This window comes from Nonomuraea sp. NPDC049400 (assembly GCF_044466425.1).
Lineage (GTDB): Bacteria > Actinomycetota > Actinomycetes > Streptosporangiales > Streptosporangiaceae > Nonomuraea.
The window spans coordinates 320,494-344,207 of sequence record NZ_JBITMP010000004.1 but is presented as its reverse complement, the minus strand read 5'-3'; the positions used below and the strand labels follow the sequence as shown (position 1 = coordinate 344,207).

General features: G+C 70.7%; 23 protein-coding genes. 11 read left to right on the top strand and 12 right to left on the bottom strand.

What is annotated here, in order from left to right:
* Window positions 1-10: 10 nt before the first annotated feature.
* Window positions 11-796: an SURF1 family protein gene (locus ACIBVN_RS07595; protein WP_397133755.1), complete on the bottom strand. Its 786-nt coding sequence runs from the start codon at window positions 794-796 to the stop codon at window positions 11-13.
* Window positions 797-838: 42 nt separating this feature from the next.
* Complete coding sequence (locus tag ACIBVN_RS07590; protein ID WP_397133753.1) at window positions 839-1,306, bottom strand: winged helix-turn-helix transcriptional regulator; 468 nt, start codon at window positions 1,304-1,306, stop codon at window positions 839-841.
* 58 nt (window positions 1,307-1,364) lie between these two features.
* Between ACIBVN_RS07590 and ACIBVN_RS07585 the strand changes: the two genes are divergently transcribed.
* Together ACIBVN_RS07585 and ACIBVN_RS07580 are read left to right on the top strand one after the other, a co-directional pair.
* The gene (locus ACIBVN_RS07585) at window positions 1,365-1,883 is read left to right on the top strand and encodes a GNAT family N-acetyltransferase (protein WP_397133751.1); all 519 of its coding nucleotides are present in this window, start codon (window positions 1,365-1,367) and stop codon (window positions 1,881-1,883) included.
* Complete coding sequence (locus ACIBVN_RS07580; protein ID WP_397133749.1) at window positions 1,880-2,470, top strand: TetR/AcrR family transcriptional regulator; 591 nt, start codon at window positions 1,880-1,882, stop codon at window positions 2,468-2,470. The genes ACIBVN_RS07585 and ACIBVN_RS07580 overlap by 4 nt, the downstream gene beginning before the upstream one ends.
* A gap of 21 nt (window positions 2,471-2,491) precedes the next feature.
* Here the strand turns inward: ACIBVN_RS07580 and ACIBVN_RS07575 are convergent, their stop codons facing one another.
* A complete protein-coding gene (locus ACIBVN_RS07575; protein ID WP_397133747.1) occupies window positions 2,492-2,830 on the bottom strand; it encodes a hypothetical protein in 339 nt (112 codons plus the stop codon).
* A gap of 226 nt (window positions 2,831-3,056) precedes the next feature.
* Between ACIBVN_RS07575 and ACIBVN_RS07570 the strand changes: the two genes are divergently transcribed.
* The gene (locus tag ACIBVN_RS07570) at window positions 3,057-4,448 is read left to right on the top strand and encodes a methyltransferase (RefSeq protein WP_397133745.1); all 1,392 of its coding nucleotides are present in this window, start codon (window positions 3,057-3,059) and stop codon (window positions 4,446-4,448) included.
* Window positions 4,449-4,698: 250 nt separating this feature from the next.
* Here the strand turns inward: ACIBVN_RS07570 and ACIBVN_RS07565 are convergent, their stop codons facing one another.
* From ACIBVN_RS07565 to ACIBVN_RS07555, 3 genes are all read right to left on the bottom strand, one after another.
* On the bottom strand, window positions 4,699-7,710 hold the full coding sequence (locus ACIBVN_RS07565; RefSeq protein WP_397133743.1) for an AfsR/SARP family transcriptional regulator: 3,012 nt from the start codon (window positions 7,708-7,710) through the stop codon (window positions 4,699-4,701).
* A 254-nt stretch (window positions 7,711-7,964) separates the two neighbouring features.
* Window positions 7,965-8,609 carry a GNAT family N-acetyltransferase gene (locus ACIBVN_RS07560; RefSeq protein WP_397133741.1) on the bottom strand — a complete coding sequence of 215 codons (645 nt, stop codon included), beginning with the start codon at window positions 8,607-8,609 and terminating at the stop codon, window positions 7,965-7,967.
* A 141-nt stretch (window positions 8,610-8,750) separates the two neighbouring features.
* A complete protein-coding gene (locus ACIBVN_RS07555) occupies window positions 8,751-10,037 on the bottom strand; it encodes a pyridoxal phosphate-dependent aminotransferase (protein ID WP_397133739.1) in 1,287 nt (428 codons plus the stop codon).
* Window positions 10,038-10,116: 79 nt separating this feature from the next.
* Between ACIBVN_RS07555 and ACIBVN_RS07550 the strand changes: the two genes are divergently transcribed.
* Genes ACIBVN_RS07550 through ACIBVN_RS07540 form a run of 3 tightly spaced genes read left to right on the top strand, consistent with a single transcriptional unit; the run spans window position 10,117 to window position 12,744 of the window.
* Window positions 10,117-11,079 carry a LysR family transcriptional regulator gene (locus tag ACIBVN_RS07550; protein ID WP_397133737.1) on the top strand — a complete coding sequence of 321 codons (963 nt, stop codon included), beginning with the start codon at window positions 10,117-10,119 and terminating at the stop codon, window positions 11,077-11,079.
* Window positions 11,080-11,090: 11 nt separating this feature from the next.
* Complete coding sequence (locus ACIBVN_RS07545; protein WP_397133735.1) at window positions 11,091-11,762, top strand: ribonuclease HII; 672 nt, start codon at window positions 11,091-11,093, stop codon at window positions 11,760-11,762.
* A 1-nt stretch (window position 11,763) separates the two neighbouring features.
* Window positions 11,764-12,744 (top strand): LLM class flavin-dependent oxidoreductase, encoded by a 981-nt coding sequence (locus ACIBVN_RS07540; RefSeq protein WP_397133733.1) that lies wholly within the window; start codon window positions 11,764-11,766, stop codon window positions 12,742-12,744.
* Window positions 12,745-12,772: 28 nt separating this feature from the next.
* Here ACIBVN_RS07540 and ACIBVN_RS07535 read toward each other — a convergent pair whose 3' ends face one another.
* Together ACIBVN_RS07535 and ACIBVN_RS07530 are read right to left on the bottom strand one after the other, a co-directional pair.
* Window positions 12,773-13,159, bottom strand: coding sequence for an SCO5389 family protein (locus ACIBVN_RS07535; protein WP_397133731.1), 387 nt, complete (start codon window positions 13,157-13,159; stop codon window positions 12,773-12,775).
* Window positions 13,160-13,237: 78 nt separating this feature from the next.
* Window positions 13,238-14,167 (bottom strand): ATP-binding protein, encoded by a 930-nt coding sequence (locus ACIBVN_RS07530; protein ID WP_397133729.1) that lies wholly within the window; start codon window positions 14,165-14,167, stop codon window positions 13,238-13,240.
* Between the two features lie 67 nt (window positions 14,168-14,234).
* Here ACIBVN_RS07530 and ACIBVN_RS07525 point away from each other — a divergent pair, with 67 nt between their 5' ends.
* The gene (locus ACIBVN_RS07525) at window positions 14,235-14,708 is read left to right on the top strand and encodes a tetratricopeptide repeat protein (protein WP_397133727.1); all 474 of its coding nucleotides are present in this window, start codon (window positions 14,235-14,237) and stop codon (window positions 14,706-14,708) included.
* Here the strand turns inward: ACIBVN_RS07525 and ACIBVN_RS07520 are convergent.
* Window positions 14,705-16,063: an LCP family protein gene (locus ACIBVN_RS07520; protein WP_397133725.1), complete on the bottom strand. Its 1,359-nt coding sequence runs from the start codon at window positions 16,061-16,063 to the stop codon at window positions 14,705-14,707. The two genes, ACIBVN_RS07525 and ACIBVN_RS07520, sit on opposite strands and share 4 nt — an antisense overlap.
* 127 nt (window positions 16,064-16,190) lie before the next feature.
* Here ACIBVN_RS07520 and ACIBVN_RS07515 point away from each other — a divergent pair, with 127 nt between their 5' ends.
* Window positions 16,191-16,916: a class I SAM-dependent methyltransferase gene (locus ACIBVN_RS07515; RefSeq protein WP_397133723.1), complete on the top strand. Its 726-nt coding sequence runs from the start codon at window positions 16,191-16,193 to the stop codon at window positions 16,914-16,916.
* On the opposite strand, the gene ACIBVN_RS07510 is transcribed toward ACIBVN_RS07515, so the two are convergent.
* Window positions 16,917-18,893: a transposase gene (locus tag ACIBVN_RS07510; protein ID WP_397133721.1), complete on the bottom strand. Its 1,977-nt coding sequence runs from the start codon at window positions 18,891-18,893 to the stop codon at window positions 16,917-16,919.
* A gap of 450 nt (window positions 18,894-19,343) precedes the next feature.
* Here ACIBVN_RS07510 and ACIBVN_RS07505 point away from each other — a divergent pair, with 450 nt between their 5' ends.
* Entirely contained in the window at window positions 19,344-20,294 is a 951-nt protein-coding gene (locus ACIBVN_RS07505; RefSeq protein WP_397133719.1) for a serine hydrolase domain-containing protein, read from the top strand.
* A gap of 3 nt (window positions 20,295-20,297) precedes the next feature.
* Here the strand turns inward: ACIBVN_RS07505 and ACIBVN_RS07500 are convergent, their stop codons facing one another.
* Entirely contained in the window at window positions 20,298-21,251 is a 954-nt protein-coding gene (locus ACIBVN_RS07500) for a zinc-binding alcohol dehydrogenase family protein (RefSeq protein ID WP_397133717.1), read from the bottom strand.
* 81 nt (window positions 21,252-21,332) lie between these two features.
* Here ACIBVN_RS07500 and ACIBVN_RS07495 point away from each other — a divergent pair, with 81 nt between their 5' ends.
* Complete coding sequence (locus tag ACIBVN_RS07495) at window positions 21,333-21,929, top strand: TetR/AcrR family transcriptional regulator (RefSeq protein WP_397133715.1); 597 nt, start codon at window positions 21,333-21,335, stop codon at window positions 21,927-21,929.
* Here ACIBVN_RS07495 and ACIBVN_RS07490 read toward each other — a convergent pair.
* Window positions 21,910-22,779: a LysR family transcriptional regulator gene (locus tag ACIBVN_RS07490; protein WP_397133713.1), complete on the bottom strand. Its 870-nt coding sequence runs from the start codon at window positions 22,777-22,779 to the stop codon at window positions 21,910-21,912. The genes ACIBVN_RS07495 and ACIBVN_RS07490 overlap by 20 nt on opposite strands.
* Window positions 22,780-22,850: 71 nt before the next feature.
* Between ACIBVN_RS07490 and ACIBVN_RS07485 the strand changes: the two genes are divergently transcribed.
* The gene (locus ACIBVN_RS07485; protein WP_397133711.1) at window positions 22,851-23,714 is read left to right on the top strand and encodes a dihydrodipicolinate synthase family protein; all 864 of its coding nucleotides are present in this window, start codon (window positions 22,851-22,853) and stop codon (window positions 23,712-23,714) included.

Below are 23,714 nucleotides of genomic sequence, written 5' to 3'. Positions count from 1 at the left end.
CCTCAATACCTTAATTGGCGGCGGCTACGGAGTCCTTGGAGTGCTCCCCGGCCTTCCGCTCGGCCACCTCGCGCCGGATCAGCAGGATCCATCCGACCACGGCGATGCCGATGAACAGCCACCACTGGATCCCGTACGCCAGGTTGAGTCCGCCTCCGGCGCCCACGTCCGGCGCGGGCACCGGCGCCGGCGCCGCGGCGGGCTTGGGTGACTGCTCGGTCAGCTCCACGTAGCCACCCACGAGCCGGTACGGCAGCCCCTGCCCGATCTTGTCGGCGTTGATCAGCAGCACTTGGCCAGGCGGCAGCCCGGAGCGCTCTCTGATGCCGCTGGACTCCTCGGTCTCGCTGAGCCGTAGCCGTCCGGTGACAGTTACCTGCCCGGTGGGCGGAGCGGGCACCTCAGGGGCGGCGTCGGCGGTGGCGCCTGCCTTCACCCAGCCCCGGTTCACGATCACCGCCGTGCCGTTGCCGGTGACGAGGGGAGTCAGGACGTAGAAGCCGTTCTGCCCCTCCTGGGGGCGGCGGCGTACGAGCAGCGCGTGGGCCGGGTCGTACGCGCCGGTGACCTCGACCTGTCTGAACCGGTCCGCGTCGCGGACGGGCTGCCCAGGGGTCGCCAGCTTCTCCAGCGGCACAGGCGCGGCCTCGATGTTGGCGGTGACCCGTTCGCTGTTGGCCGAGCGCTCCTCGAAGCGCCCGAACTGCCACCGCCCGAGGAACACGAAGGCGGGGATGACCAGCAGCACCACCACGTGGAGCGCGAGCCATCTGGGCGTCAGCAGGAACCGGTACACGCTCTCAAGACTAGGCACCAGCAGGGGTGCCCCCGCACCCGCCTATGCGCTCCTGAGCTCGGCGCCTGCCCCCGGAACCGGGGTCACCTCGCGTGGCCCGCCCACCTCGTGGCCGTCGGCGCACCGGAAGTGCTGCTCGATGGGGGCGCCGCAGTCGCGGTGGGTGAGCACCACGGCCGGGCCCTCCTCGTCGGCCAGGTATTTGTCGCCCCAGTGCATGAGCGCGACCAGCAGCGGATAGAGATCCCGGCCCTTCTCGGTGAGCCGGTATTCGTCGCGCTGCCGCTGACCCGGCTCGCGGTAGGGCTCCTTGCGCAGCAGGCCCTCGTCGACCAGCCGGGCCAGCCGGGCGCTGAGCACCTGACGGGGGGCGCCGGTGATCGCCTGCATGTCGGCGAACCGCCGCACGCCGCTGAACGCCTCGCGCAGCACCAGGAAGGTCCACTTCTCCCCGACGATGTCCAGGGTGCGCTCGATCGAGCAGTTGTTCACCCGGAAGGGAACGTTCATCTTTGTATTATACCTGAGTTCAATTGACAGACTCAGCCTCTGCTGGGACTCTGAGTCTATGTGTGGAACTCAGATCCGCCCCGCCCGCGCGGACGACGAGGAGCGGATCAGGTGCTTCTTGGCGGGGCTGTCGCTGCACACGCAGACGCTCCGGTTCTTCACCGGCGTCAGCACCCCCGCAGCCGGGCTGGTGCGCAAACTGATCGCGACGGACGAGCGCCGCGACGCGCTCGTCGCCACCACCGTGGAGTGCGGCGAGATCGTCGGCCACGCCATGAGCTTCAAGGGCGGCTGCGCCGACGTGGAGATCGCCGTGGTCGTGGCCGACCGGTGGCAGGGGCGGGGGATCGGGCCCCGGCTGATCGACACGCTGCTGCTGCGGGCCTCCGTGCGGGGCGCGCGGACCGTGGGCATGGACGTGCTGGGCGAGAACCGGCGCGTGCTCAGGCTCATCCGCAGGTTCTGGCCGGACGCCCGGATGACGGTCTCCTCCGGAACGGTGGAGGTGACCGCCAGGATCGATCCGGCCGGTCTATTTGCGGAACAAGGTTCTGGTAGCACACCATTGACAGCGTGAAGAGTGCCAAGAACGGACGCGACGGCCGGACCCGCATCATCGAGGGCGCCCTCCGCCGCTTCAGCCAGGACGGGGTGTCGGCCACCACGCTGGCCAGCCTCCGCGAGGAGAGCGGCGTCAGCGTCGGCAGCTTCTACCACCACTTCGCCAGCAAAGAGCACGTCTTCGGCGTGTTGTACGCCGAGATCCTCACCGCGTACCAGGACGCCTTCCTCGCCGAGCTGGTCAGCCACCAGGAGGCCCGCGACGGCATCGAGGCCGTCGTGGCCTTCCACATGCGCTGGGCCGGCGAGCACCCGGAGAAGGCCAGGTTGCTGATCAGCGAGCGGCCGCCGCGCAAGCACGAGCCGGGCGGCGCGGAGGTGGCCGAGGCCAGGCGCGCGTTCTTCCGCCAGGTGTCCGACTGGTGGCGGCCGCACATGAAGAACGGCCTGCTCCAGCCCGTTCACCCGACCATGTGCTACGTGCTGTGGCTGGGGCCGGCGCAGGAGATGTGCCGCCTGTGGTTCGCCGGTGCGCACACGCCCACGGAGGAGGAGATCAAGGGACTGGGCGCGGCGGCCTGGCAGAGCCTCCGCCAGCAGTGACGGCGGACGGCGGACGGCGGACTAGAGAGGCTGCCGTGACGCCGGACGGCGGACGGTCACGGCGGCCGGCCGGAGCCGGGTGGGGACGCGCCAGCTCGCACGGTCGAGTGAGATGTCCAGCCGCAGATCGCCGCGCTGCCTGCGCAGACCGGGCACACGCACCCGGGCGTGCACGTTGAACCTGCCCCGATGCGGATAGCCGAACCCCAGCTCGCCCGGGAGCACGCGCAGCTCGTCGCGGTTGCCGCAGTGCGGGCACGTCCAGGACACGAGGTCCATGCCGCGGTTGTAGTCGGAGCAGGCGCTGAAGTACTCGTCGGGTCCGAATCGGGACCCGCAAGCCAAGCAGGGGATCAGCATCGGTCCGCTCCTCGGGACGGTGTGGTGACCTCCCTAGAGATACCGCTCACTGCTTGTCCGCCGCTTGCAGAACGCTTAGCACCTGAGTAACAGTATGAACACTCTGCGGAGCGGCGAGCCTGGGGCGGAGAGCGGCAGCTTGCGTGACCAGCGGAGCCCCGTGCGAGTGCGACCATCAGAACTGCGGTGGATCATGCGTAAGTGTTCGCAGTGAAAGGATGGGGCTGTGGAACGACTGCGCCATCACCTCCTGGAGTCCGGTTACACCATCGACGGCGTACGCGATCGGCTCGGCAGCGTGGCCGCCTCGGCGCTGGCCCGCGAGGAGCTGGTCCCGGCCCTGCGGGCGACCGCTGACGGCGATCCACTGGCCACGTTGATCAGGTTGTGGTGGCTCGGCGTTCCCGTCCCGGCCAAGTCCGTCGCGCCGGAAGTGCTCGACTCCGGGCTGGTCGGCGCCGACGGCGACCAGGTGAGGGCGACCGTGCACCTGCAGCCCTGGGAGACCGGCGGCTACCTGGTCTCCGACCGCAAGGTGCGCCCTGGCGACCCGGCGCTGCGGCCCGACCACGTCGTCGGCGCGGGCGGCGCCTCGGCCAACCTGGCCCAGCTCGTCACCCGCCGCCCGGTGGGCCGCGCGCTCGACCTGGGCACCGGGTGCGGGGTGCAGGTGCTGCACCTGGCGGGGCGGGCGGAGCGGATCGTGGCCACCGACGTCAACCCACGAGCCGTGGAGCTGGCCAGGCTGAGCTGGGAGCTGTCCGGCATCTCCGACGTGGAGGCGCGTACGGGTTCCATGTTCGAGCCTGTCGAGGACGAGCTGTTCGACCTGATCGTGAGCAACCCGCCGTTCGTCATCGGCCCGAAGGGTGAGCTGACCTATCGCGAGACAGGCGGCGACGGCTTCTGCCGCGATCTCGTACGCCACACGCCCCGCCACCTCAACCCCGGCGGCCAGGCCCACTTCCTGGCCAACTGGCTGCACGTCGAGGGCGAGGACTGGCACGACCGCGTGGGCGGCTGGCTGCGCGAGACCGGCTGCGACGCGTGGGTGGTCCAGCGCGACGTGCAGGACCCGGCCGAGTACGTCGAGCTCTGGCTCAGGGACGCCGCCGAGCAGGGCACCAAGGGCTACGCCGAGCACTACGACCGCTGGCTGGCCTGGTTCGACGAGCGCAAGGTCGAGGGCGTCGGGTTCGGCTGGATCACCATGCGCAACTCCGGCACGCTCGACCCGGTCGTACGCGTCGAGCACCTGGACCACCAGGTCGGGCTCCCGGTCGGCGACTACGTGGACTCCGTGGTCGACGCCATCGCCGCCGCCCACCGGGCCAAGGGCCTGGAGGCCGCGCGCCTGCGTACCGCGGACGGCCTGCTGGACGAGCGCATCGGCCTGCCGGGCGCGGAGGACCCCATCCGCATCGTGCTGCGCCAGACGCAAGGGCTGCGCCGCAGCCGGGAGGTCGGCACGGTGGAGGCCGCGCTGGCCGGCGTGTGCGACGGCGAGCTGGCGCTCGGCCCGCTGCTCAACGTGATCGCCGAGCTGGTCGGCGACGGCGAGATCGCCGACGCCGACGCGATCAGGCCCCTGATAGCCGAAGGTTATTTCCTGCTTTAATCGGCCGTTGATTCTATGTTGACGCCTCGGGTGAAGGCTCAGTGCCAGGACACGGACCTTGGGGGGTTCGAGGGCCGTGTCAGGGTCCGGCCGGTCGTCTGGAGTGAGGCGGCTGGCCGTTACGCGGAGCATCCGGACAACCGGGCCCCCTAGCGACGCGTGGCGGTCAAAGATGACCGGCCGGGCTGCTTTCGAAAGGACAGCCTTGATCAACCATGTGTGGATGACACGTCTGGACGACGAGCTGTACTCAGGACTCGACGACGGCGGGCTCGGTGACGAGGTCGGCTACGGGGATGCCGTCGAGCAGGACCTTGAGGTCTCCGGCCTCGGGGGCGCCGAGCCGGGAGAAGATGTCGAACGCCTGCCGTAGGCAGTCCAGGCTCTTCATGGTGTTGCCGAGACCGTGCAGCGCCTTGCCGAGCACGGTGAGCGACAACGCCTGGCCGTAGGGGTGGCCGATCTCGCGGGAGACCACCAGGGCCTGCTCGGCGTGGCGGACGGCTTCGGGGTGGCGCTCGGCGGCGATGAACGTCTCGGCCAGCCGGGAGCAGACCCGCTGCTCCCAGACCCGCTGCTTGCTGGCCCGGAAGAAGGCCAGGCACTCGGCGTGGTGGTGGACGGCCTCGGTGAGCCGGCCGACCCGGGACAGCACGATGCCGAGGTGGTAGCGGGCGCGGGCGGTGCCGGCGCCGCTGCCGATCTCGGTGAAGATGGCCAGGCCCTTCTGCGCCGCGGCGATCGCGTCCTCGGCGCGGCCCAGACCCAGGTGGTCGCGGGCGGAGTAGCTGAGCACGAGAGCCTCGCCGGCCGGCACGCCGTTCTCCCGGTAGAACCGCATCGCGGAGTCGAACAGCTCGAGCGCCTCGACGTGGCGGCGCTGCCTGCCGACGACGACGGCCAGGGCGTTGAGCACCTCGCCGGTGACGATCTGCTCGCCGCGGGCCGTGGACAGCTCGTACACGATCCTGAAGTGCTCCTCGGCCTCCTTCAGCCGGTTGCCGGCGAACAGGACCCGGCCCAGGACGTACCGGACGCGCAGCTCGCTGGCCGGGTCGCCGAGACCCTGGGCGGCGGCCAGCACGGCGCGGGTGGCGTGGCCGAACTCGCGCGTGTGCGTGCCCGACTCCAGCAGCGGCTCCATCGCCAGCAGCAGGTCGGCGGCGGGCAGGAGCTGCTCGGCGGTGCGGGCCGCGGCGGCGGCCTGGTTGATGGTCGCGAACAACGAGTCGCCCTCGGCTGTCAGCCAGGCCACGGCCTCGTCGGCGGAGCTGAAGGCGCGCCCGCCGCCGATCACCACGAGACTGCCGGGGATCATGCTGCCCTCGTACGCCAGCCGGTGCGCGGACTGGGCCGAGGCCAGGTAGAAGCCGAGCAGCCGGCGCAGCGCCAGTGTCCTGGCCTGCGGTCGCTCGGTCTTGTCCAGCTCGCGCCTGGCGAACAGCTTGAGCAGGTCGTGGAAGCGGTAGCGGCCGGGCGCGGGGGCCTCCAGCAGGCTCGCGTCCACGAGGAACTCCAGCACGGACTCCGCCTCCAACTCGCTCACCGCCAGCACGGCGGCGGCCGCGCCGGTCGAGACGTCGGGTCCGTTGGGCAGCGAGAGCAGGCGGAAGGCGCGTGCCGCGGGGGGCTCCACCTGTCCGTACCCGAGCGCGAACGTGGCCTCGACGGCCAGGTTGCCCACCCGCAGCTCGTCGAGGCGGCGCTGCTCGTCGGCCAGCCTGGGCACCAGCGAGGCGATCGTCCATGAGGGCCGCGCGGCCAGCCTGGAGGCCACGATCCGCACCGCCAGCGGCAGGAACCCGCAGGCCGCCACCACGTCCATGGCCGCCCCGTGCTCGGCCGACACGCGCTCGGCCCCGGCCACCGACGCGAACAGCGACAGCGCCTCGCCCGGCTCCATCACGTCGAGATCGATCAGCCTTGCGGAGGGCAGATCAGCCAGTTTGCCGCGGCTCGTCACGATCGCCGCGCACCCGGGCGAGCCCGGCAGCAGCGGGCTGACCTGCTCGGCGTCGCGGGCGTTGTCCAGCAGTACGAGGATGCGGCGCTCGGCCAGGATCGACCGGTAGAGGGCGGAACGTTCCTGCAGCCCCGCGGGGATGACGTCAGGCGGGATGCCGAGCGCGCGCAGGAACCCGCCGAGCGCCGACTCGGGCGCGGTGGGCTCGTCGGTGTAGCCGCGCAGGTCGGCGTAGAGCTGGCCGTCCGGATACAGGTCATCGGCCAGGTGGGCGACGTGCACGGCCAGCGCGGTCTTGCCGACGCCGCCGATGCCGGAGATCGCCACCAGAGGCACGCCCTCAGGCGTCGACAGCTGGGCACGCAGGCGTGCGGCGAGCTCCTGGCGGCCGGTGAAGTCGCTGACGGCGGCGGGGAGCTGCGCGGGGCGCGGAAGCTGGGGCACCGGCCGCGGCTCTTGAGCTTCGGCGGGCTGCTCCTCCTCGGTCACCCCGGAGTCGGCCGGCACAGGAGCGGCCAGCGTGGGGTCGGCGGCCAGGATGCGCTGGTGCAGCGCGGCCAGCTCCGGGCCGGGCTCGATGCCCAGCTCGTCGATCAGGGCCTCGCGCGTCTCCGTGAAGACGTTGAGTGCGTCGCCCTGCCGCCCGCACCGGTAGTAGGCCAGCATGAGCTGGGCACGCAGCTTCTCGCGCAGCGGGTGGTCGGCGGTCAGCGCGATCAGCTCCGAGACGATCTTCGCGTGGTTGCCCAGCTCGAGGTCCACGTCCATGAGCGTCTCGACGACGTTGATGCGGCGCTCGACCAGCCGGTCGCGCTGGTGCTCGGCGTACGGGCCGACGGTCCCGGCCAGCGGCTCGCCCTCGAACAGCGACAACGCGGTCCGCAGCGCCCGGGCGGCCTCGGACAGCCGGCCCGCCTTGCGCGCGCTCTCGGCCTCCTGGACGCCGCGTTCGAAGCGGACCAGGTCGAGCGAGCCGTCGGGCAGTCGCAGCGCGTAGCCCCTGCCGATGGACGTGAGCAGCTCCGGGCGGGAACGGGCGGGCCTGTCCGGCTCGAGCACCGTGCGGAGCCTGGAGACGTAGGTGCGCAGCGCGCCGAGTGCCCGCGGCGGCGCCTCCTCGCCCCACACCGCGTCGATCATCTCGTTGGGAGTGACCGCATGGCCCTCGCGCAGGAGCAGCATGCCGAGAATGGAACGCTGCAGCGGGGTGCCCAGATCGAGCTCCTGGCCGTCACGCCACGCGCGGACAGGACCGAGCACGGCGAACCTGAGTCCGCCCTCAACGCTCTGACCAGCCATGCCGTATGTCTCCAAGCCAATGGATCGTTTTGTGGCCAAATGATAGATCCAATGTCGTTTGTCACCTAGATTCGGACTGATCGTTAAATGTGCCGTTAATCCGTCTTTGATCTGGTGTTGAGCGCGCCCCTGGATGCTGAAGGTCGGCTAGGCATGACTCACATCGCGGGGGCGTGTCATGTAGAGCACCTGCAGGCAGGAAAAAATACGGCCCCGCCCAAAGTTTCTGGGGCGGGGCCGTGGCGGACGTGTTCTCAGGCTGCCTCGACCAGTCCGAGCCGCATGGCCAGCCGCTCACGCACTGCCGGCCATTCGGAGTTCAGGATCGAGTAGAAGGCGGTATCTCGGACCGTGTTGTCGGCGCCTCGGCTATCCGCTCGCCGCACCCCGTCGAAGTGTGCGCCGAGGGCCTCGATGGCGGCCCGGGATCTGGTGTTGCGTACGTCTGCCTTGAGGGTGATGCGGTGGACGTTCCATGTCTCGAAGGCGAGTGAGAGCATCAGGAACTTGCTCTCCCGGTTGACACCCGTGCCCTGGGCGCCGGCGCCCAGCCAGGTGTAGCCGATGTCCGCCACGGACGGGATCTCGCCCACCGCACCGCGTGTACCCGGTGGCCAGGGCATGGGGCCCTGCCAGTACTCCAGGTGCATGAGACGGGTGGCACCGACCACGCGGTCGGTGTTCAGCCACCGGATGGCGAAGGGCATACAGCGGCCCTCCGCCTGCTCAGCCATGGCGGCCTCCACGTAGGAGACCATCTCGTCCCGGCCATCCGGGACACGAGTGAAGGCGTAAGTGGAGCGGTCTTCACTCGCCGCGGCGACGAGGTCGTCGATCACCGCGAGGCTGAGAGGTTCCAGGCGCACGGAGCGCCCGGACAAGGTGACAAGAGCGGGCATGTGCACATGATGAGGGGAAGGAGGGGCGCACGTAACCATGCCATCAGGAAGATCTTTTGCAGGTTTCTGCAGATGGGGTGTTTCCGCAGGTCAGAGGCCCCTTTTGGGGGACGGTAAACCAGCCCTTGGGGAAAGATTCGCCTAACTGTGACATGGCGTCGGCACGAACGCGAGATGCCGTTCACGCACCGCGCCGTGCCGCACGAGGGCCAGCTCTTTCAGGCCCCTCGACAGGAAGTCCAGATTGGCGGAGATCCAGGGGAGTTGGAGCGGATTTGGGCTGTTCAGGGCGGTCAGTCGCTCTTCGGCCGTGTCGCCGTAGAGCAGGCTCACCGCGACCCGCACCCTGGCCGCCGCGGGATCGTCACCGAACGCGTGTCCCGGCAGGACGCCGATGCCGTGCTCCTCCAAAAGGATCTTGGTGATCTCGGCGGAGCCGCCGAGTCGCAGATGGCTCAGATCGGGGTAGAGGTAGAAGCCGCCTTGAGGCATGGGCGCGACGGCCCCGATCTCGGCGAACCTCTCGTGTACGGCCCTCGCGACCGTGCCGTGCAGCCTGCGGCTGCGCTCGATGCGGTCGGTCAGCTCGGGCGGCTCGCTGAAGGCGTACGCCGCGGCCTCCTGTACGGGGGCGGCGGGCGCCGACCAGATCTCGCTGGCCACCGCGAGCAGGCTCCTGCGCAGCGTGTGGGCGCCCGCAGGCAGCCTGGCCACGCCGATCCGCCAGCCGCCCAGCGCCAGGCTCTTGCTCAGCCCGGTGGTGATGATCGTGCGCTCCGGCGCGAGATCGGCAGGCGAGGTGTACGGCAGGTCCGGGTCGTGAACGAGGTCGCGGTAGATCTCGTCCGAGATGATCATCAGATCGAGCTCGCGGGCGATCTCCGCCAGGCGGCCGATGGTCTCGGGCCTGGCCAGGCGACCTGTCGGGTTGTCCGGAAGCGTCACCAGCAGCGAGTTCACGGTCCTGCCCTGCGCTCTGGCGCGCCTGACCTCGTCGGCCACCAGATCGGGATCGGGCGCCCCGCCCTCTCCTGGCGGTGCGGGCACCAGGATGGGGCGCGAGCCCACCAGATCTGCCTGCGCTGCGTAGCTGACCCAGCTGGGCACGGGCAAGACGATGTCTCCCCCGATCGCCAGGAGCAGGCCGTACAGCAGCGACTTGCTGCCGGGCCCGCAGACGACCAGGTCGGGGTCGGTGATGAGCCCCCGTCGTGTCCAGTAGCCCGCCGCCGCCGTCCTGAGCTCGGACGCCCCCGCGACCGGCCCGTAGCCGTTGCGTTCTGATGCGGCGGCCAGCCTGTCGCGCAGCGCCGGGTGGACGGGCAGCCCTGCCTCACCGAAGGCGAGGTGCAGCACGCGTTCCCCGGCGCGCCGTCTTCGATCGATGTCTTCGTTTGCCGCCAATGTGGCGGAGAGGGTAACGGCCATGTTTGTCACGTTCCCAGGGTGGTTGGATGAAGGCATCAGCACAAGCGAGGCTTTTTGTGGGTAGGCATAAGGAAGACTGATGCTGGAATTGAGACGTTTGGTCCTGATCTGCGAGTTCGCTCGTCGCGGCAGCATCGCCGCGGCCGCCGCTTCGCTGGGGTACAGTCCGTCGGCGGTCTCGCAACAACTCGTCGCGCTCGAACGCGAGACAGGCACGGCCCTCATCGACAGGACCGCGCGCAGCGCCGAGCTCACCGACGCGGGGCGGCGGCTGGTGGCGCACGCGGAGCGCATCCTGTCCATGGTCGAGGAGGCCGAATCGGACCTGTCCGCCCACGCGGGCACCCCCGCGGGACGGGTCGTGGTCACCGCTTTCCCGACGGCCGCGGTGGCGTTCGCGCCGGCGCTGGCACGCTCGCTGCGCCGCCACACGGAGCTGACCCTCCGGCTGGGGCAGAGCAGGTCGGGACGGGGCATGCGGGAGGTGCAGTCGGGAGAGGTGGACATCGCGCTCGTGGACGACTGGTACGGGCGGGCGCGCGACAGCGAGAGCCTGCGGGTGTTCCCGCTGCTGCGCGACCCGCTGGTGCTCGTGGTGCCGCGAAAGCACCGCCTCGCCGACCCCGACGTGCCGCTGGACCTGCGGGAGCTGCGGGACGAGCCGTGGATGGCGACGCCCGACGGTGAGCCGTCGCGGCTGGCGGTGGACCGGATCTTCGCGGACGTGGGCGGCGCCCGGCCCACGCCGTGGGAGTTCGAGGGCCTGGGAACGATCCTTTCGCTCGTGGCCAAGGGGATCGGCATCGCGGCCGTGCCCGCTCTCGCGCTGGCGGCCGGGGTGCGGGGCCTGGCCGTGCGCCACTTCCCCGGTAACCCGGTGGGACGTGACGTGCACGCGGTCGTCCGCCGCTCCAGCGTGCACCGGCCCTCGGTGTCGGTGACGCTCCGGGCCATCCACGTGGCCGCCCGCTACATCGCCGCCGACCTGGATCCGGTACGCGCCGCGGAACGCCGCCCACCGGAGGACCCTCTGGACGGGTAGCGTTTACCGTCATGGCGCCGACGTACGACATCGAGCACCTCCTGCTCTCCCAGCCCAGCATCCGGACGGTCGCGGGCATCGACGAGGTGGGCCGCGGCGCCTGGGCGGGGCCCGTCACGGTGTGTGCGGTCGTCACCGACCTGTCAGAGCCGCCGGCCGGCCTGACGGACTCCAAGCAGCTCTCGGCCGCCAGGCGCGCCCCGCTCGCCGAGGAACTGGCCGCCTGGGCGATCGGCATCGGCTACGGCGAGGCCACCCACACGGAGATCGACACGGTGGGCATGACGGAGGCCCTGCGCAGGGCGGCCTGCAGGGCGCTTGAGGCGCTGCCGGTCCGCCCGGACGTGGTGATCCTCGACGGCAAGCACGACTACATCGGCCCGCCCTGGCCGGTGCGCCTCGAGGTCAAGGGGGATGCCGCGAGCATCTCGGTCGCGGCCGCGTCCGTCCTGGCGAAGGTCCGCCGCGACACGTACATGGGGACGATCGGCTGCGACGAGTACGGCTTCGCCGAGAACGCCGGCTACCCGTCACCCCTGCACCAGGAGGCCCTCGCCCGGCTGGGCCCGACCGCCCATCATCGGCTGTCGTGGTCATACCTGGACGACCTGCCCCAATGGCGGCACCTCAAGCATCATCGGGACCCGCTGGTGGGCGAGGGCCAGGAAGCGCTTTTCGGCTGACATGCGGATCGGCGTCTTTGTCGTCGCGGCGCAGTTCCCGGGCCAGGAGTCCGGGCACGTGCTGGCGAACGCCGTCGAACTGATCGTGGCGGCGGAAGAGGCGGGGTTCGACGACGCGTGGATCGCCGAGCACCACTTCATGTCCTACGGCGTGTGCCCCTCCGCCACCACCCTGGCCGCGGTCGCGCTCGGCAGGACCTCGAGGATCGGGCTCGGCACGGCTGTCAGCGTGTTGTCCACACACCATCCCGTGGCGCTGGCCGAGCAGGCGGCCATGCTGCACCATCTGTCCGGCGGGCGGTTCACGCTGGGGGTCGGCAGGGGCGGGCCGTGGGTGGATCTGGAGGTGTTCGGGACCGGGCTGGAGCGGTTCGAGCGGGGGTTCGGGGAGTCGCTCGATCTGCTGCTCGACGCGCTCTCTGGAGATCCCGTGGCCGCCGGCGGGGAGTTCTTCCGCTTCAGGGAGGTCCAGGTGGTGCCCGGCGCGCGGATGCGGCCCGTGGTGGCGTGCACCTCCGAGGCGACCGTGGGGATCGCGGCCGAGCGCGGGCTGCCGATGTTGCTGGGGATGCACATCGGGGACGCGGAGAAGGCCGCTCTGGTCGGGGATTACGCGGCCCGCGGCGGCACGGCTCGCGATCATCTCGCCGCCGGGGTCGCCTACGTGGCCGACTCCACGGCGCAGGCGGTTCGGGAGCTCAAGGGGTCCTTGCCTCGGTGGCTGGAGCCGGGGCTGGCCGGGTACGTGCCGGTGGACGGTCGGCGCAGACCTTCACGAAATATCCCGGCATATGCGGATCTGTTGACCAGCATTCATCCCGTCGGGTCCGCTGAGCATTGTGCTGAGACGATTCTGCGTACCGCGGAGAACACCGGGATAGAGCGGTTCATTTTGCTGGTGGAGGGCCTGGGGGAGCATCGGCGGACATTGGAGAACGTGCGGCGGTTCGGGGCAGAGGTGCTGCCGATGCTGCGCCGGTGACCCACGAGCGGGCCACCGGCGCGCGGGTTCAGCAGTCCACCAGCTCCGGCTTCTGGTTCAGGAGCTGAGCCCTCGGCGTGACGAAGTCGCTCAGGGCCTTCGTGGCCGTCGGGTCGAAGACGGCGACCCGGTGGCAGTTCTGGAAGGCCAGGCGTACCCCGTAGTGGCGCTCGAGCGCGCCGCGCATCGCGTCGCTGGCCAGGCAGCGCAGGAGCTGGCCGCGGGCCTCCTCCGACGGCGGCGGCACCTGGTTGTCGGCGAACTCTGCTCCCGTCTTCTCGCGCTGCTCGGCCAGCTCGCTGATCAGCGACCACGCGTACGGGAGCGAGTCGCGGACGCACGCGAGAAATGCCGCGTCGTCCACGTCACCGGCTCTGGCCTGGTCGAGCAGATCGTTCGGAACGGTCAGCGACATGCTGTCTCCTCTCGAAAGGGATCAAATGTGACGCTATGCGGGGATACGTTTCTGCTCCAGATGGCTTGAGGGGGGCACTCAGGGGCCGTACACGAAATCCGGGTCTATCTGCGAGGCCAGGTCGGAGCCGGTCCGCTCGTTGCCCCACGCGCGGGCGTTGCGCAGGTGGAACTCCACGGTCTGCCGGCCGAAGCGCTCCCAGTCCTTGTCCTGCTCGTCGAGGGCCTTGTGCAGCACGGCCAGCGCGTCGGCGTTGGCCGGCTCCAGGTCGTCAAGGGTGAAGTGGCGGCCCTGCTCCATGGCGCGCACGGCGGCCGAGTGCTCCATCCAGGTGAGCAGGTCGTCGCCCACGTGCTCGCGCAGGAAGTCGACGTCGGACTGGCTGTGGACCTTGTTGCCGACCACGGCGAGCGCGACGCCGTAGGAGGCGGCGTGGTCGCGGTACTGCTGGTAGACGCTCACGCCCTGCCTGGTCGGCTCGGCGACGAGGAAGGTCAGGTCGAAACGGGTGAAGAGCCCGGAGGCGAAGGAGTCGGCCCCCGCGGTCATGTCGACCACGACGTACTCGCCGGGACCGTCGACCAGGTGGTTGAGCAGCAGCTCCACCGCGCCCACCTTCGAGTGGTAGCAGGCCACGCCCAGGTCGTCCTCGCTGAACGGGCCCGTCGCCAGCAGGCGCAGGCCCTCGGGGGTGGTCAGCGCGTACGGGTCGGCGGCCAGGTCGTCGAAGCTCAGCAGCCGGGAGCCGCGACCGGGCGGGGTCGTCTTGATCATGGCGTCGGCGGAGGGGATGCGCGGGTTGTCGCCGCGCAGCCGCTCCTTGATCTCGGTGAGACGGGCGCCGAGCGGCTCCGGCTGCCGGTCGAGGCCGAGCACCATGGCCAGGTGCTGGTTGATGTCGGCGTCGATGGCCACCACCGGCCCGCCCTGCCTCGCCACGTGCCGGGCGAACAGCGCGGACATCGTCGTCTTGCCGCTGCCGCCCTTTCCGACGAACGCCACCCTCACGGCCCCTCCAGATGAGCATGAAAACCGTTACCGTTTCTGGTCGGCACCATCATGCCACACTGCGTGCATGAGAGATGACGAATTGGCTCGGGGAACGCGACTGCGGGAGGAGGGCAAGCCGGAGGAGGCCAGGCAGGTGCTGGTCGAGCTGGCGCGCCGGCATCCGGACGACGCCGAGGTGGCCTACCAGACGGCCTGGGTCCACGACGTGCTCGGCCTGGAGGCCGAGGCGGTGCCTTATTACGAGACGGCCCTGGCGGGCAAGGAGCTGAGCGACCGGCTCGGGGCCTACACCGGGTTCGGCAGCACGCTGCGCGTGCTCGGGCGGTACGACCAGGCGTTGGAGACGTTCGTCAGCGCGCTGGCAGAGTTCCCCGGCGACCCGGGGCTGCGGACGTTCATGGCGATGACGCTGTACAACCTCGGCCGCCCGCAGGAGGCGGTCTCCACGTTGCTCAAGGTGGTCGCCGAGTCGGGGCAGGTCGGCGGTTACCGGCGGGCCGTCGAGTACTACGCGGACAACCTGGACGAGACAATCTAGGTGCAGGTCGCGTCGAGGTTGACCGGGCTGTCCAGGCCCGGCGTCCGTGCCGGGCGGCCGGCCGGATGGCGCTCCTCCAGGGCGTCGGCGACCTTGCGGCGGATCAGGGACCAGTCGGGGTACACCGTGTCGATCAGCGGCGGCACGAAGTTGAGGCTGCGGATCTTCGCGTCCTTGACCTTCTGTGCCAGCTCCACGACGGCCGGCAGCAGCTCCTGCGGGAGGTCGGTCGAGATGGCCCGCTTGGTGGCCGCGGCCAGCCGCTCGAAGCTGTTGAGCACGGTCATCGGGTCGGCCTGCTTGGCGACCGCGTTGAGCAGGCACTTCTGGCGTCCCATGCGGACGTAGTCGTCGCTGTCGGTGCGCGAGCGGCCGTACCAGAGGGCTTCCTCGCCGGACAGCCTGCGGGTGCCGGCGGGCAGCAGGCCCTCGCGGTACTTGCCGTAGACGATGGGCTCCTTGACGGTGACCTTCACGCCTCCCATGGCGTCGACGATCTCCGCGAACCCCTTCATGTCCACCAGGGCGTAGTAGTCCACGTCGATGCCGAGGATGCCGCCGATCGTCTGCTTCAGCAGGGTCGAGCCGCGCTTGCCCTTCGCCACGCCCGGCACCATGTCCGGATTGTCCTCGGCGAACTGGTAGACCTCGTTGAGCAGGCCGGGAGCGTCCGTGCCGCTGCCGGTGAAGCCGAAGGGGAAGCGCGCCCGTGCCGGGCCGTCGGGGAACTCGATGTGCTGGAGGTTGCGCGGCAGGCCGAATAGGGTAGTGGCGCCGGTCTCGATGTCCACGCTGGCCACGGTCATGCTGTCGGTACGCACTCCGGGCCGGCTCGGCGCCGCGTCCCCGCCCAGGAGCAGGAAGTTGACCCGGCGGGCGCCGTTCCACGGGTCCTGGGCCATGACGGGCGCGCTGCTCGCGGGGGCGAACAGGGTGTTCACGACGTCCCGCGACAGGTACGCCAGCCTGGCGGCGTACACGGTCGGGGCCAGGACCAGCGCGCACAGGGCCATGGTCAGCGCGGTGGTCAGGAAGCGGCCCACGGTGTCCGCGCGCGGCGGGCGTACCAGGAGGAAAGACCAGACGATCACACCGGTCCAGGCGAGCGCGAGCACCACCAGCGCCACGGTGAGCCCGATGAGCCAGCGGGGCTGCACCGCCAGCGACAGCAGGTTGGCGCTGTACGCGGTGAACATGGTGAGGGTGCCGGCGAGCATCGCGATGTAGCCGAACATGAGCGCCAGGCCCGTCTTGCTGCGTTCGGTGGCGAGATGCGCGACCCCCCACAGCAGAGCGGAGGCGAACGTGATTGCCAGGCCCGCCCCCAGGCCGAATCCCCGCCGGTTCTCTGTCATGCCTGGTCAAACCCCCATTGCGCGCTTATCCAGGTCACCGTAGTAATGCGCTGTGCGGGAAAGACGGTAGGAAGGAGAGAAGTTCGGTCAATTCCATGTCAAGACCACCTTGAGATATAACGTGAATGTGCGCAAGCGACACGGAAGCTATGGATTCGACGCACCCGGGGCGCTGGCCGGTTTGCTCTTGGGCGCGATCGCGCTGCTGGCTCTCGCGGTGATCTCCTTCCTGCTCGACATCCCCGTGGCGGGGATCGCGTTCCTGTTCGGCGGGCTCTACACGCTGGCCAGCGCGGCCAGCTACCTCTACACGACGCGGCGTGGCAAGTTCCGGGTGTGGGCCGAGGAGCTCCAGCAGCTGGAAGGTGACGAGCGGCTGCTCGACCTCGGCTGCGGCCGTGGCGCGGTGCTGCTGATGGCGGCCGAACGGCTCGAGCACGGCAGGGCGACCGGCATCGACCTGTGGCGCTCCAAGGACCAGTCAGGCAACCGCGACTCCACGACCAGGGCGAACGCCGAGGCCGAGGGCGTCTCCGACCGGGTCGAGCTGGTGACCGGCGACATGCGCGACCTGCCGTTCGGCGACGGCGCGTTCGACGTGATCGTGTCGAGCCTGGCCATCCACAACATCCCCGACGCCGAAGGGCGCGCGCAGGCCGTGTGCGAGGCGCACCGGGTGCTGCGTCCCGGCGGGCTGATGGTGCTCGCCGACTTCCAGCACACGCCCGCGTACGAGGACACCCTGCGCTCGCTCGGCGTGGTCGACGTGCGAAGACGCGACGCGGGCTGGCGGTTCTGGTACGGCGGGCCGTGGTTCAGCACGGGCATCGTGGAAGCCAGGAAGCGTCTCTGATCAGCGTAGCGATCCTGTGTCCCGCATGGGATCTGGGATCGGTTGCCACCGGGGTGGGGTGGCGTGGGCGTTCAGGTGGAAACCTGCGCCTAACGCTCCTCCTCGTGGTCGGTGCCGGTGGGTGGGTGTGCTGATCGCCTGTCCGTCCTGGTGCCGGTGGGCTGCGCGGGGCAGCCGGTGCCGGTCCGTTGGTGCGGGTCCCTCCGGACGCTGGCCAGCAGGGCGGGTGGGCCGTGCTGGGGAGGGTGCCCTGCGTCGCCTGGGCGCGGGGCGTGTGGTGCGGCGCCGGGTGGGTGCGGTCTTGGACCGATCCCGCCGGCGAGTCTTCGCAGAGGGCGGGGTGATGACCGCCTTGGCTTCGAGGGTGTCTATGACCGAGCGGATGACCATGGCTCCGCTGGCACGGTCGGTGACGGTCTTGGCTTGGTGGGTGAGGCCGCGGGCGGCGATGCGGCGCCAGGCGCCGTGGTCGCGGTCGCCTTGCCAGCGGCATCCGGGGTTGGGGCAGATGGCCCATTTCCAGCCCGCGATCGTCGGTTGGTCAGGGGCTTGGCGGTGCCGCAGCGGGGTGAGGCAGTGCGGGCAGTGCCGGGAGGTGCCGCGGGCCGGGACGGTCACGACGGCGATGCCAACCTCGGCGGCCAGGTGCTGGATGTGGTCGGCGATGCGGCCGCGCACTTGCTGTGACAGGCGGGTGTTGAGGGTGCGGCCCATCCCGCGGGCTTCCAGCGAGCGCAGGTCTTCCAGGTAGATGACGCTGGCCCGGGCGGCGATGGCCTGGTCGACGGTCCAGCGTGCGGCGGCCCAGGCCAGGGCGTCGTTGAGGTTGGAGCGGCGCTTGGATACGTGCCGGATCTCGTCGCGTAGCACGGTGTGTTTGCCGGTCAGCTCGTGCTGGGCGTCTGTGGCGATGAGCCGCTGGTGGTGGCCGGCTTTGGCGTGCAGGTGCTCGGACAGGCGGCGTAGCCGGTGCTGTTTGGCCAGGACTCCGGCGGCCCGGAACTGGGCGCCGGAGCCCAGCGCGCTGATCCGCCCGTCGGGGTGCAGCCGGGTCGTGCCCGCGCTGAGCAGGGTGTTCAGGCCCCAGTCCACGCCGAGAGCGACCGTATGACCGGTATGGCTGGTCGTGGGAACGGCGTGGGTGTAGGCCATATCAGCCTGCACCCGGCCGCCCGCAAGGCGAAGGGTGGGCAGGTGCAGGACCGCCGAGGCGGGGACCGTGGGCGGCAGGGTGATGGGGTAGGCCACCCACGTCCAATCCGCATACGAGAGCGGGTCGGGCCGGGTGGGCAGCTGCAGCTGCAGCACAGCCCGCCGCGGGTCGCTCTCGCTGCGCTCGACGGTGGCCTGCTGACGGTCGCAGGCGGCCAGCAGCAGCATCCCCACCACCCGAGGCACGTCCTCCAGCTCGAACACATCGGCCGGCAGCCGGCCGTTGGCTCGCAGGTAGGTGGCGATCTGCCGGGTGCGGGACTTGATGACGCTGGAAGGCAGGTGCCGGCCGTCGGGGACTGCGGCGCGCACGGCGTCCCATTCCTCAGCTGTGCGCTTGAGCGGGTCGGCGGGCCAGGTGGCCAGCACGCCGCTGGTCACCTCGGCCCGCCAATGCGCGGAGCGCAGCAGCCGCCCGGCCTGCTCCTGGGCCATCCGCACGATCCGGTCGTTGACCCTCACGCCCTCCGGTACGGTGGCCGTCCAGCCCAGCCGCCGGACTGCCATCCAGGCGTTCGACGGCAGGCGTCGCCCGCCCGCATCCACCCCGCCCGCCAGCAATCCGACGTCAGCGCTGCTCCAGTGCTCGGCCATCAGCCCCGCGGCCATGGCCGACACCAGTCCTGCACACCAGCCGACCCGCATCGCCAGCACACCCGCAGACACCAACTCGCCGGTCTTGTCCTCCACCCCGCCACGCAGCAAGACACGAACGCACGCCGTCCGGGCACCCTCGCCCTCGGCCAGGGCAAGCCTCCGACTCACTGGCTACCTCCGCGGTGACGGCCTTGACGGCATCCCCGCAGAGCGCCGCGCCGGACCCGCGCTGACGTCATCCCTTTCAAGAATCGGGCAAAGCCGGTGAGCATAGGGGCTGACAGCGTGCCGACCCAACCCCGATTGCGAACGCAGCGGCAAGTCGGCACCACCCGCACTCAGTCTCCCGACTTTCACGTTGAGTGACCGTTAGATTACATCATTTAAGGCTGTCATAGAACATGCGAGCGATATATGGCCGCGGCCACCCAGCGCGCCACCACGATCTTCTCTCCAGCTACTTCGCAGACAAAGCCTCACTCAGCCCCCATAGCACGGGGCAGTCGAACGAGCCCAGCCATCACGCCGCTCAAGATCCCCAGGGATCTCTAGCAATTCATTGAACCTGACACTGTGTGAGGCTGTATGCCGGTGTGAGCCGACTTCGGGAGGAACATCGTGGCATTGGCTGAACAGGTGGACGAGATCCTGCGTGCGGGCAAAGCGCCGCACTTCCACGGACTCGTGGTGATGCGGAGTGGGGAGGTCGTTCTCGAGCGGTACGGCTCCGGGCCTGACTACCGGCTGGGCGACTCGCTGGGGCACGTCGAGTTCGACCGGGACACCTTGCACGACCTCAGGTCCGTGTCCAAGAGCGTGGTGGCGCTGCTGTACGGCATCGCGCTGGGCGAGGGGCTGGTGCCGGAGCCGGGGGCGGGACTGGTGGCGCAGTTCCCGGAATATCAGGACCTGGCGGCGGATCCCGCGCGGGCCCATCTCACCATCGAGCACGCCCTGACCATGACGCTCGGCCTCGAATGGAACGAGGACGCCCCCTACACCAGCCCCGCCAACAGCGAGATCGCGATGGAGCTGGCGCCCGACAGGTACCGGTACGTGCTGGAACGGCCGATCATCGAGGAGGCGGGGAAGCGATGGCTCTACTGCGGCGGCGCGACCGCGCTGATCGGCGGGATCATCGCGCGTGGCGCGGGGAAACCGCTGGAGGAGTACGCCGCGACCGCGCTCTTCGAGCCCCTCGGGACAGGCGCCTTCGAGTGGTCCAAGGGCGAGCACGGGACGGTGAGCGCGGCGGCGGGGCTCCGGCTGCGGCCGGTCGACCTGGCCGCCATCGGGCAGCTGGTGCTCGACGGCGGCCGGGGCATCGTGCCCGGTGAGTGGCTCAAGGAGCTGCTACGGCCGCGGGTCGTGCTCGGCGAGGGCTTCGAGTACGGCTACCAGTGGTACGTGAGCACCGGGGAGCGCCGCTGGGCCGGTGGCATGGGGAACGGCGGGCAGCGCCTGCTCATCCGGCCGGAGGACGAGCTGGTCGTGGCGGTGACCGCCGGTGAGTACGACCAGGGCGGGTCGAGCACGGCAGCCGTGCTCGACGCGGTGCTCGACGCCTGACGCTCACGGGAGGAGCAGGATCCGGCCCGTGACCGCCCGGCTCTCCAGGAGGCGGTGGGCCTGCGCCGCCTCCTCCAGCCGCAGCGTACGGTCGACATAGGCCCTGCTCGTCCCGGCGGCGAGCCGGTCGAGGATCGCCGGGAGGTGCGTCGCGAACACCTCCCCGGCCCACCCAGGACCGCTGCAGCCGGTCACCGTCACCCCGCGCTCCATCAGGTCGGCGGCCGTGACGGCGGCGGGTTCCCCGCTCAGCAGGCCGTAGTAGAGCATCCGGCCGGTGCCTGGAGTGAGGTGGTCGAGCACCCGCCTGGCCACCGTGCCGCCGACGGACTCGAAGACGACGTCCACGTCCGGCAGCTCGCCGGGCCAGCCGGGCGAGCTGTGGTCGATCACGAGGTCCGCGCCCATGAGAGCGGCCCGGTCCCGCTTGGCGGCCGAGCCGGCGGTGGCGATCACCCGCCCGGCCCCGAACTCCTTCGCGTGCTCGACCAGATAGGTCCCCACCGAGCTGCCGCCCGCCTCCACCAGCACCGTCTCTCCGCCGTCGAGGCGCGCTTTGTGCAGCAGGGCGAGGGCTATCGCACCGGGCGCCGCCACGGCCAGCGCGTCCACCGCGCTCACGCCGTCCGGCACAGGGGCCGTCATGGCGGCCGGGAGCAGGGCGTACTCGGCGTACGACCCGAGCCCGCCGGTCACCCCCACGAGCGTGCTCCCGAGCAGCTTCGCGTCCACTCCCTCTCCCGCCTCGACCACCTCCCCGGCCGCCTCCGCGCCGAGCACGGCGGGCAGCGGCAGCGGGAAGGGCAGCGTGCCCGCCCGGATCTGCGTCTCGGCGTAGCTGACGCCGATGGCCTGCGTGCGGATGAGGACCTGGCCCGCCCCGGGACCCGGCTGCGGCAGGTCAGCCACTTCGAGCCGCTCCGGGCCGCCCTTCTCGGACAGGACGATCGCGCGCATGTTGGACTCCTTAAACCGAACCAGTGGTCCAGTTAATATATGGACCACTGGTCAAGTTTGTCCATGGGAAAGAATGTCCGGATGGAACGTCGAGAGCGGGCCGACGCCGCGCGCAACAGGCAGGCCATCCTGCGGGCGGCCGAGGAGCTGCTACGGCGGCACCCGCCCGAGCAGGTCTCCGTCGAGCGCGTCGCAGCCGCCGCCGGCGTGGGCAAGGGGACGGTGTTCCACCGGTTCGGGAGCCGTACGGGGCTCATGCTCGAGCTGATGAGCGAGCGGGCGCGCGAGCTCGAGCAGGCCTTCACCGAAGGGCCGCCGCCGCTGGGCCCGGGCGCGGATCCGGCCGCGCGGCTGCTCGCGTTCTTCACCGCGCTGGCCGAGCTGGCGGCCCGCAACGGAAACCTGATGAGCGCCATCGAGCACGCCATGGTCACCAGCAAGAGCCACGGCGAGCAGCCCAGGGAGAGCAACCCGATCTACCTGTCCTGGCACCGGCACGTGTCCGGGCTGATCGCCGAGGGGCGGCCCGACGTGGACGCCGAGCAGATCGCTCACATGCTGCTCGGCACGCTCCACATGGAGCCGATCGCGAGCCGGTTGCGGGCCGGTGAGCACGAACGCCTGGCCGCCGCCTTCGCCGACCTGGTCAACGGGCTGCTCAGAGGGGGAGGTGGGTGATCGCCCCGTGGAAGGCGGCGACGGCCGCCCTGATCGCGGGGTGCTCGCCGTTCCCCCGCCGGAACGCCGCCAGCGTGCGGCGGCTCAACGGCAGGCGGGTGAGCGTCACCCCCTCGGGCGGGTCGATCGCCGCCAGCCGGGGCACGAGCGCGACCCCCTGACCGGCCGCGACGAAGGCGAGCACGGTGTCGAAGTCGTCGATGTGGTGGCGTACGAGCGGCTCGAACCCGGCCGCCTGGCACGCCCTGATCGCCATGGTGTGGCAGAGGGTGCCCGGCCTGTCGGTGATCCACGAGTCGGCGCGGGCGGCGGCGATCGAGGGCCGGTCGGTGAGGTACATCGGCTCGGTGAACAGCGGCTCCGTCTCGATGGACGCGTCGGTCACCGGCGGCACGAAGTCGTACTCGTGCACGAGCGCCACGTCCAGCTCCCCGGCCCGCAGCGCGGCCGAGACGTCGGCGGGGTCGATCTCGGAGACCATCGGCACCAGCCCGGGATGCGCCTCCGTCAGGTCGACAAGGGCCGGGGGGAGGAGCACGCGGGCCGCCGTCGGGAACGCCCCGATCCGCAGCGGCCCCGAGGGCCCGCCACGAGCGGCGGCGAGCGCCGCCGACGCGCGTTCGAGCTGCTCCAGCACGGCGTGCGCGTGCTCGACCAGGAGGCGGCCCGCGGGGGTCAGCGACACGGTACGGCCCGTGCGCTCGAGCAGCGGCACCCCCGCCTCCCGCTCCAGAGCGCTGAGCTGCTGCGAGACGGCCGAAGGCGTGAACGTGACCGCCTCCGCGACGGCGGCGATCGTGCCGCGCCTGGCGAGTTCGCGGAGAAGGTGAAGCTTGCGCGGGTCGAGCATAAGTGCAGCTTAAGCTCGACCGAAGAAATCCGCGCTGGACCTAACGTATCGGGGCAAGGCACGCTCGAAGCATGCTGAGAGGAATCCACGTACCGCTGGTCACCCCGTTCACCTCGTCCGGAGAGGTGGCCGTGGACACGATCGAGAAGCTCGCCTTCCACATGCTTGACCAGGGCGCCGCCGGGTTGGTGGCCCTGGGCACGACGGGCGAGGTGGCCGCGCTCGACCCTGACGAGCGGGCCCGGGTGATCGAGACGTGCGCGCGGGTCTGCGCGGAGCGGCAGGCGCTGCTCACGGTCGGGGTGACGGGCAACGACACGCGTTCGACGGCTCGGGCCCTGCGCGACCTGCCCGAGGGGGTGGGTGCCGCGCTGGTGACGGTGCCGTACTTCCTGCGGCCCGGGGAGCGCGGCGTGATCGCGCACTTCGAGGCGCTGGCGGAGCAGACGCCGGTGCCGCTGGTGATCTACCACATCCCGTACCGGACGGGGCAGGCGGTCGGGGCCGCGGCGTACCGGCACCTCGGCGCCCACCCCATGATCGCGGGCATGAAGTACGCGGCGGGCGGGATCGACCAGGACGCGGTGGACCTGCTGGGCGACCTGCCCGAGGGGTTCGAGGTGGTGGGCGGTGACGACGTGTTCATCTCGCCGCTGCTCGCGCTGGGGGCCGCCGGCGGGATCCTCGCCTCCGCGCACCTGGAGACCGGGAGCTACGTCGAGCTGGCGGACGCCTGGCACGCGGGCGACGTGACCAGGGCGAGGACGCTCGGGCACCGGCTGGCCCGGCTCGCGGCCGCGCTCTTCGCCGAGCCCAACCCCACCGTGATCAAGGGAGTGCTGCACGCCCAGGGCCTGATCCCGACCCCGGACGTGCGGTTGCCGCTGCTGCCCGCCAGTGAGGCGGCCGTGTCGCGCGCTCTCCTGGGCGATTGA

Excerpts from the sequence above, each read along its gene's own strand:
- ACIBVN_RS07500 (WP_397133717.1), bottom strand. The coding sequence starts at position 21,251 with ATGCGCGCGATCGTCCTGTCCGAGAAGGGCGGCCCGGAGCGGCTCGAA.
- ACIBVN_RS07490 (WP_397133713.1), bottom strand. The coding sequence starts at position 22,779 with ATGCTCGACCCGCGCAAGCTTCACCTTCTCCGCGAACTCGCCAGGCGC.
- ACIBVN_RS07575 (WP_397133747.1), bottom strand. The coding sequence starts at position 2,830 with ATGCTGATCCCCTGCTTGGCTTGCGGGTCCCGATTCGGACCCGACGAG.
- ACIBVN_RS07495 (WP_397133715.1), top strand. The coding sequence starts at position 21,333 with ATGGAACGTCGAGAGCGGGCCGACGCCGCGCGCAACAGGCAGGCCATC.
- ACIBVN_RS07545 (WP_397133735.1), top strand. The coding sequence starts at position 11,091 with ATGGCGCCGACGTACGACATCGAGCACCTCCTGCTCTCCCAGCCCAGC.
- ACIBVN_RS07485 (WP_397133711.1), top strand. The coding sequence starts at position 22,851 with ATGCTGAGAGGAATCCACGTACCGCTGGTCACCCCGTTCACCTCGTCC.
- ACIBVN_RS07520 (WP_397133725.1), bottom strand. The coding sequence starts at position 16,063 with ATGACAGAGAACCGGCGGGGATTCGGCCTGGGGGCGGGCCTGGCAATC.
- ACIBVN_RS07525 (WP_397133727.1), top strand. The coding sequence starts at position 14,235 with ATGAGAGATGACGAATTGGCTCGGGGAACGCGACTGCGGGAGGAGGGC.
- ACIBVN_RS07585 (WP_397133751.1), top strand. The coding sequence starts at position 1,365 with ATGTGTGGAACTCAGATCCGCCCCGCCCGCGCGGACGACGAGGAGCGG.
- ACIBVN_RS07560 (WP_397133741.1), bottom strand. The coding sequence starts at position 8,609 with ATGCCCGCTCTTGTCACCTTGTCCGGGCGCTCCGTGCGCCTGGAACCT.
- ACIBVN_RS07565 (WP_397133743.1), bottom strand. The coding sequence starts at position 7,710 with ATGGCTGGTCAGAGCGTTGAGGGCGGACTCAGGTTCGCCGTGCTCGGT.
- ACIBVN_RS07540 (WP_397133733.1), top strand. The coding sequence starts at position 11,764 with ATGCGGATCGGCGTCTTTGTCGTCGCGGCGCAGTTCCCGGGCCAGGAG.
- ACIBVN_RS07555 (WP_397133739.1), bottom strand. The coding sequence starts at position 10,037 with ATGGCCGTTACCCTCTCCGCCACATTGGCGGCAAACGAAGACATCGAT.
- ACIBVN_RS07535 (WP_397133731.1), bottom strand. The coding sequence starts at position 13,159 with ATGTCGCTGACCGTTCCGAACGATCTGCTCGACCAGGCCAGAGCCGGT.
- ACIBVN_RS07550 (WP_397133737.1), top strand. The coding sequence starts at position 10,117 with ATGCTGGAATTGAGACGTTTGGTCCTGATCTGCGAGTTCGCTCGTCGC.
- ACIBVN_RS07590 (WP_397133753.1), bottom strand. The coding sequence starts at position 1,306 with ATGAACGTTCCCTTCCGGGTGAACAACTGCTCGATCGAGCGCACCCTG.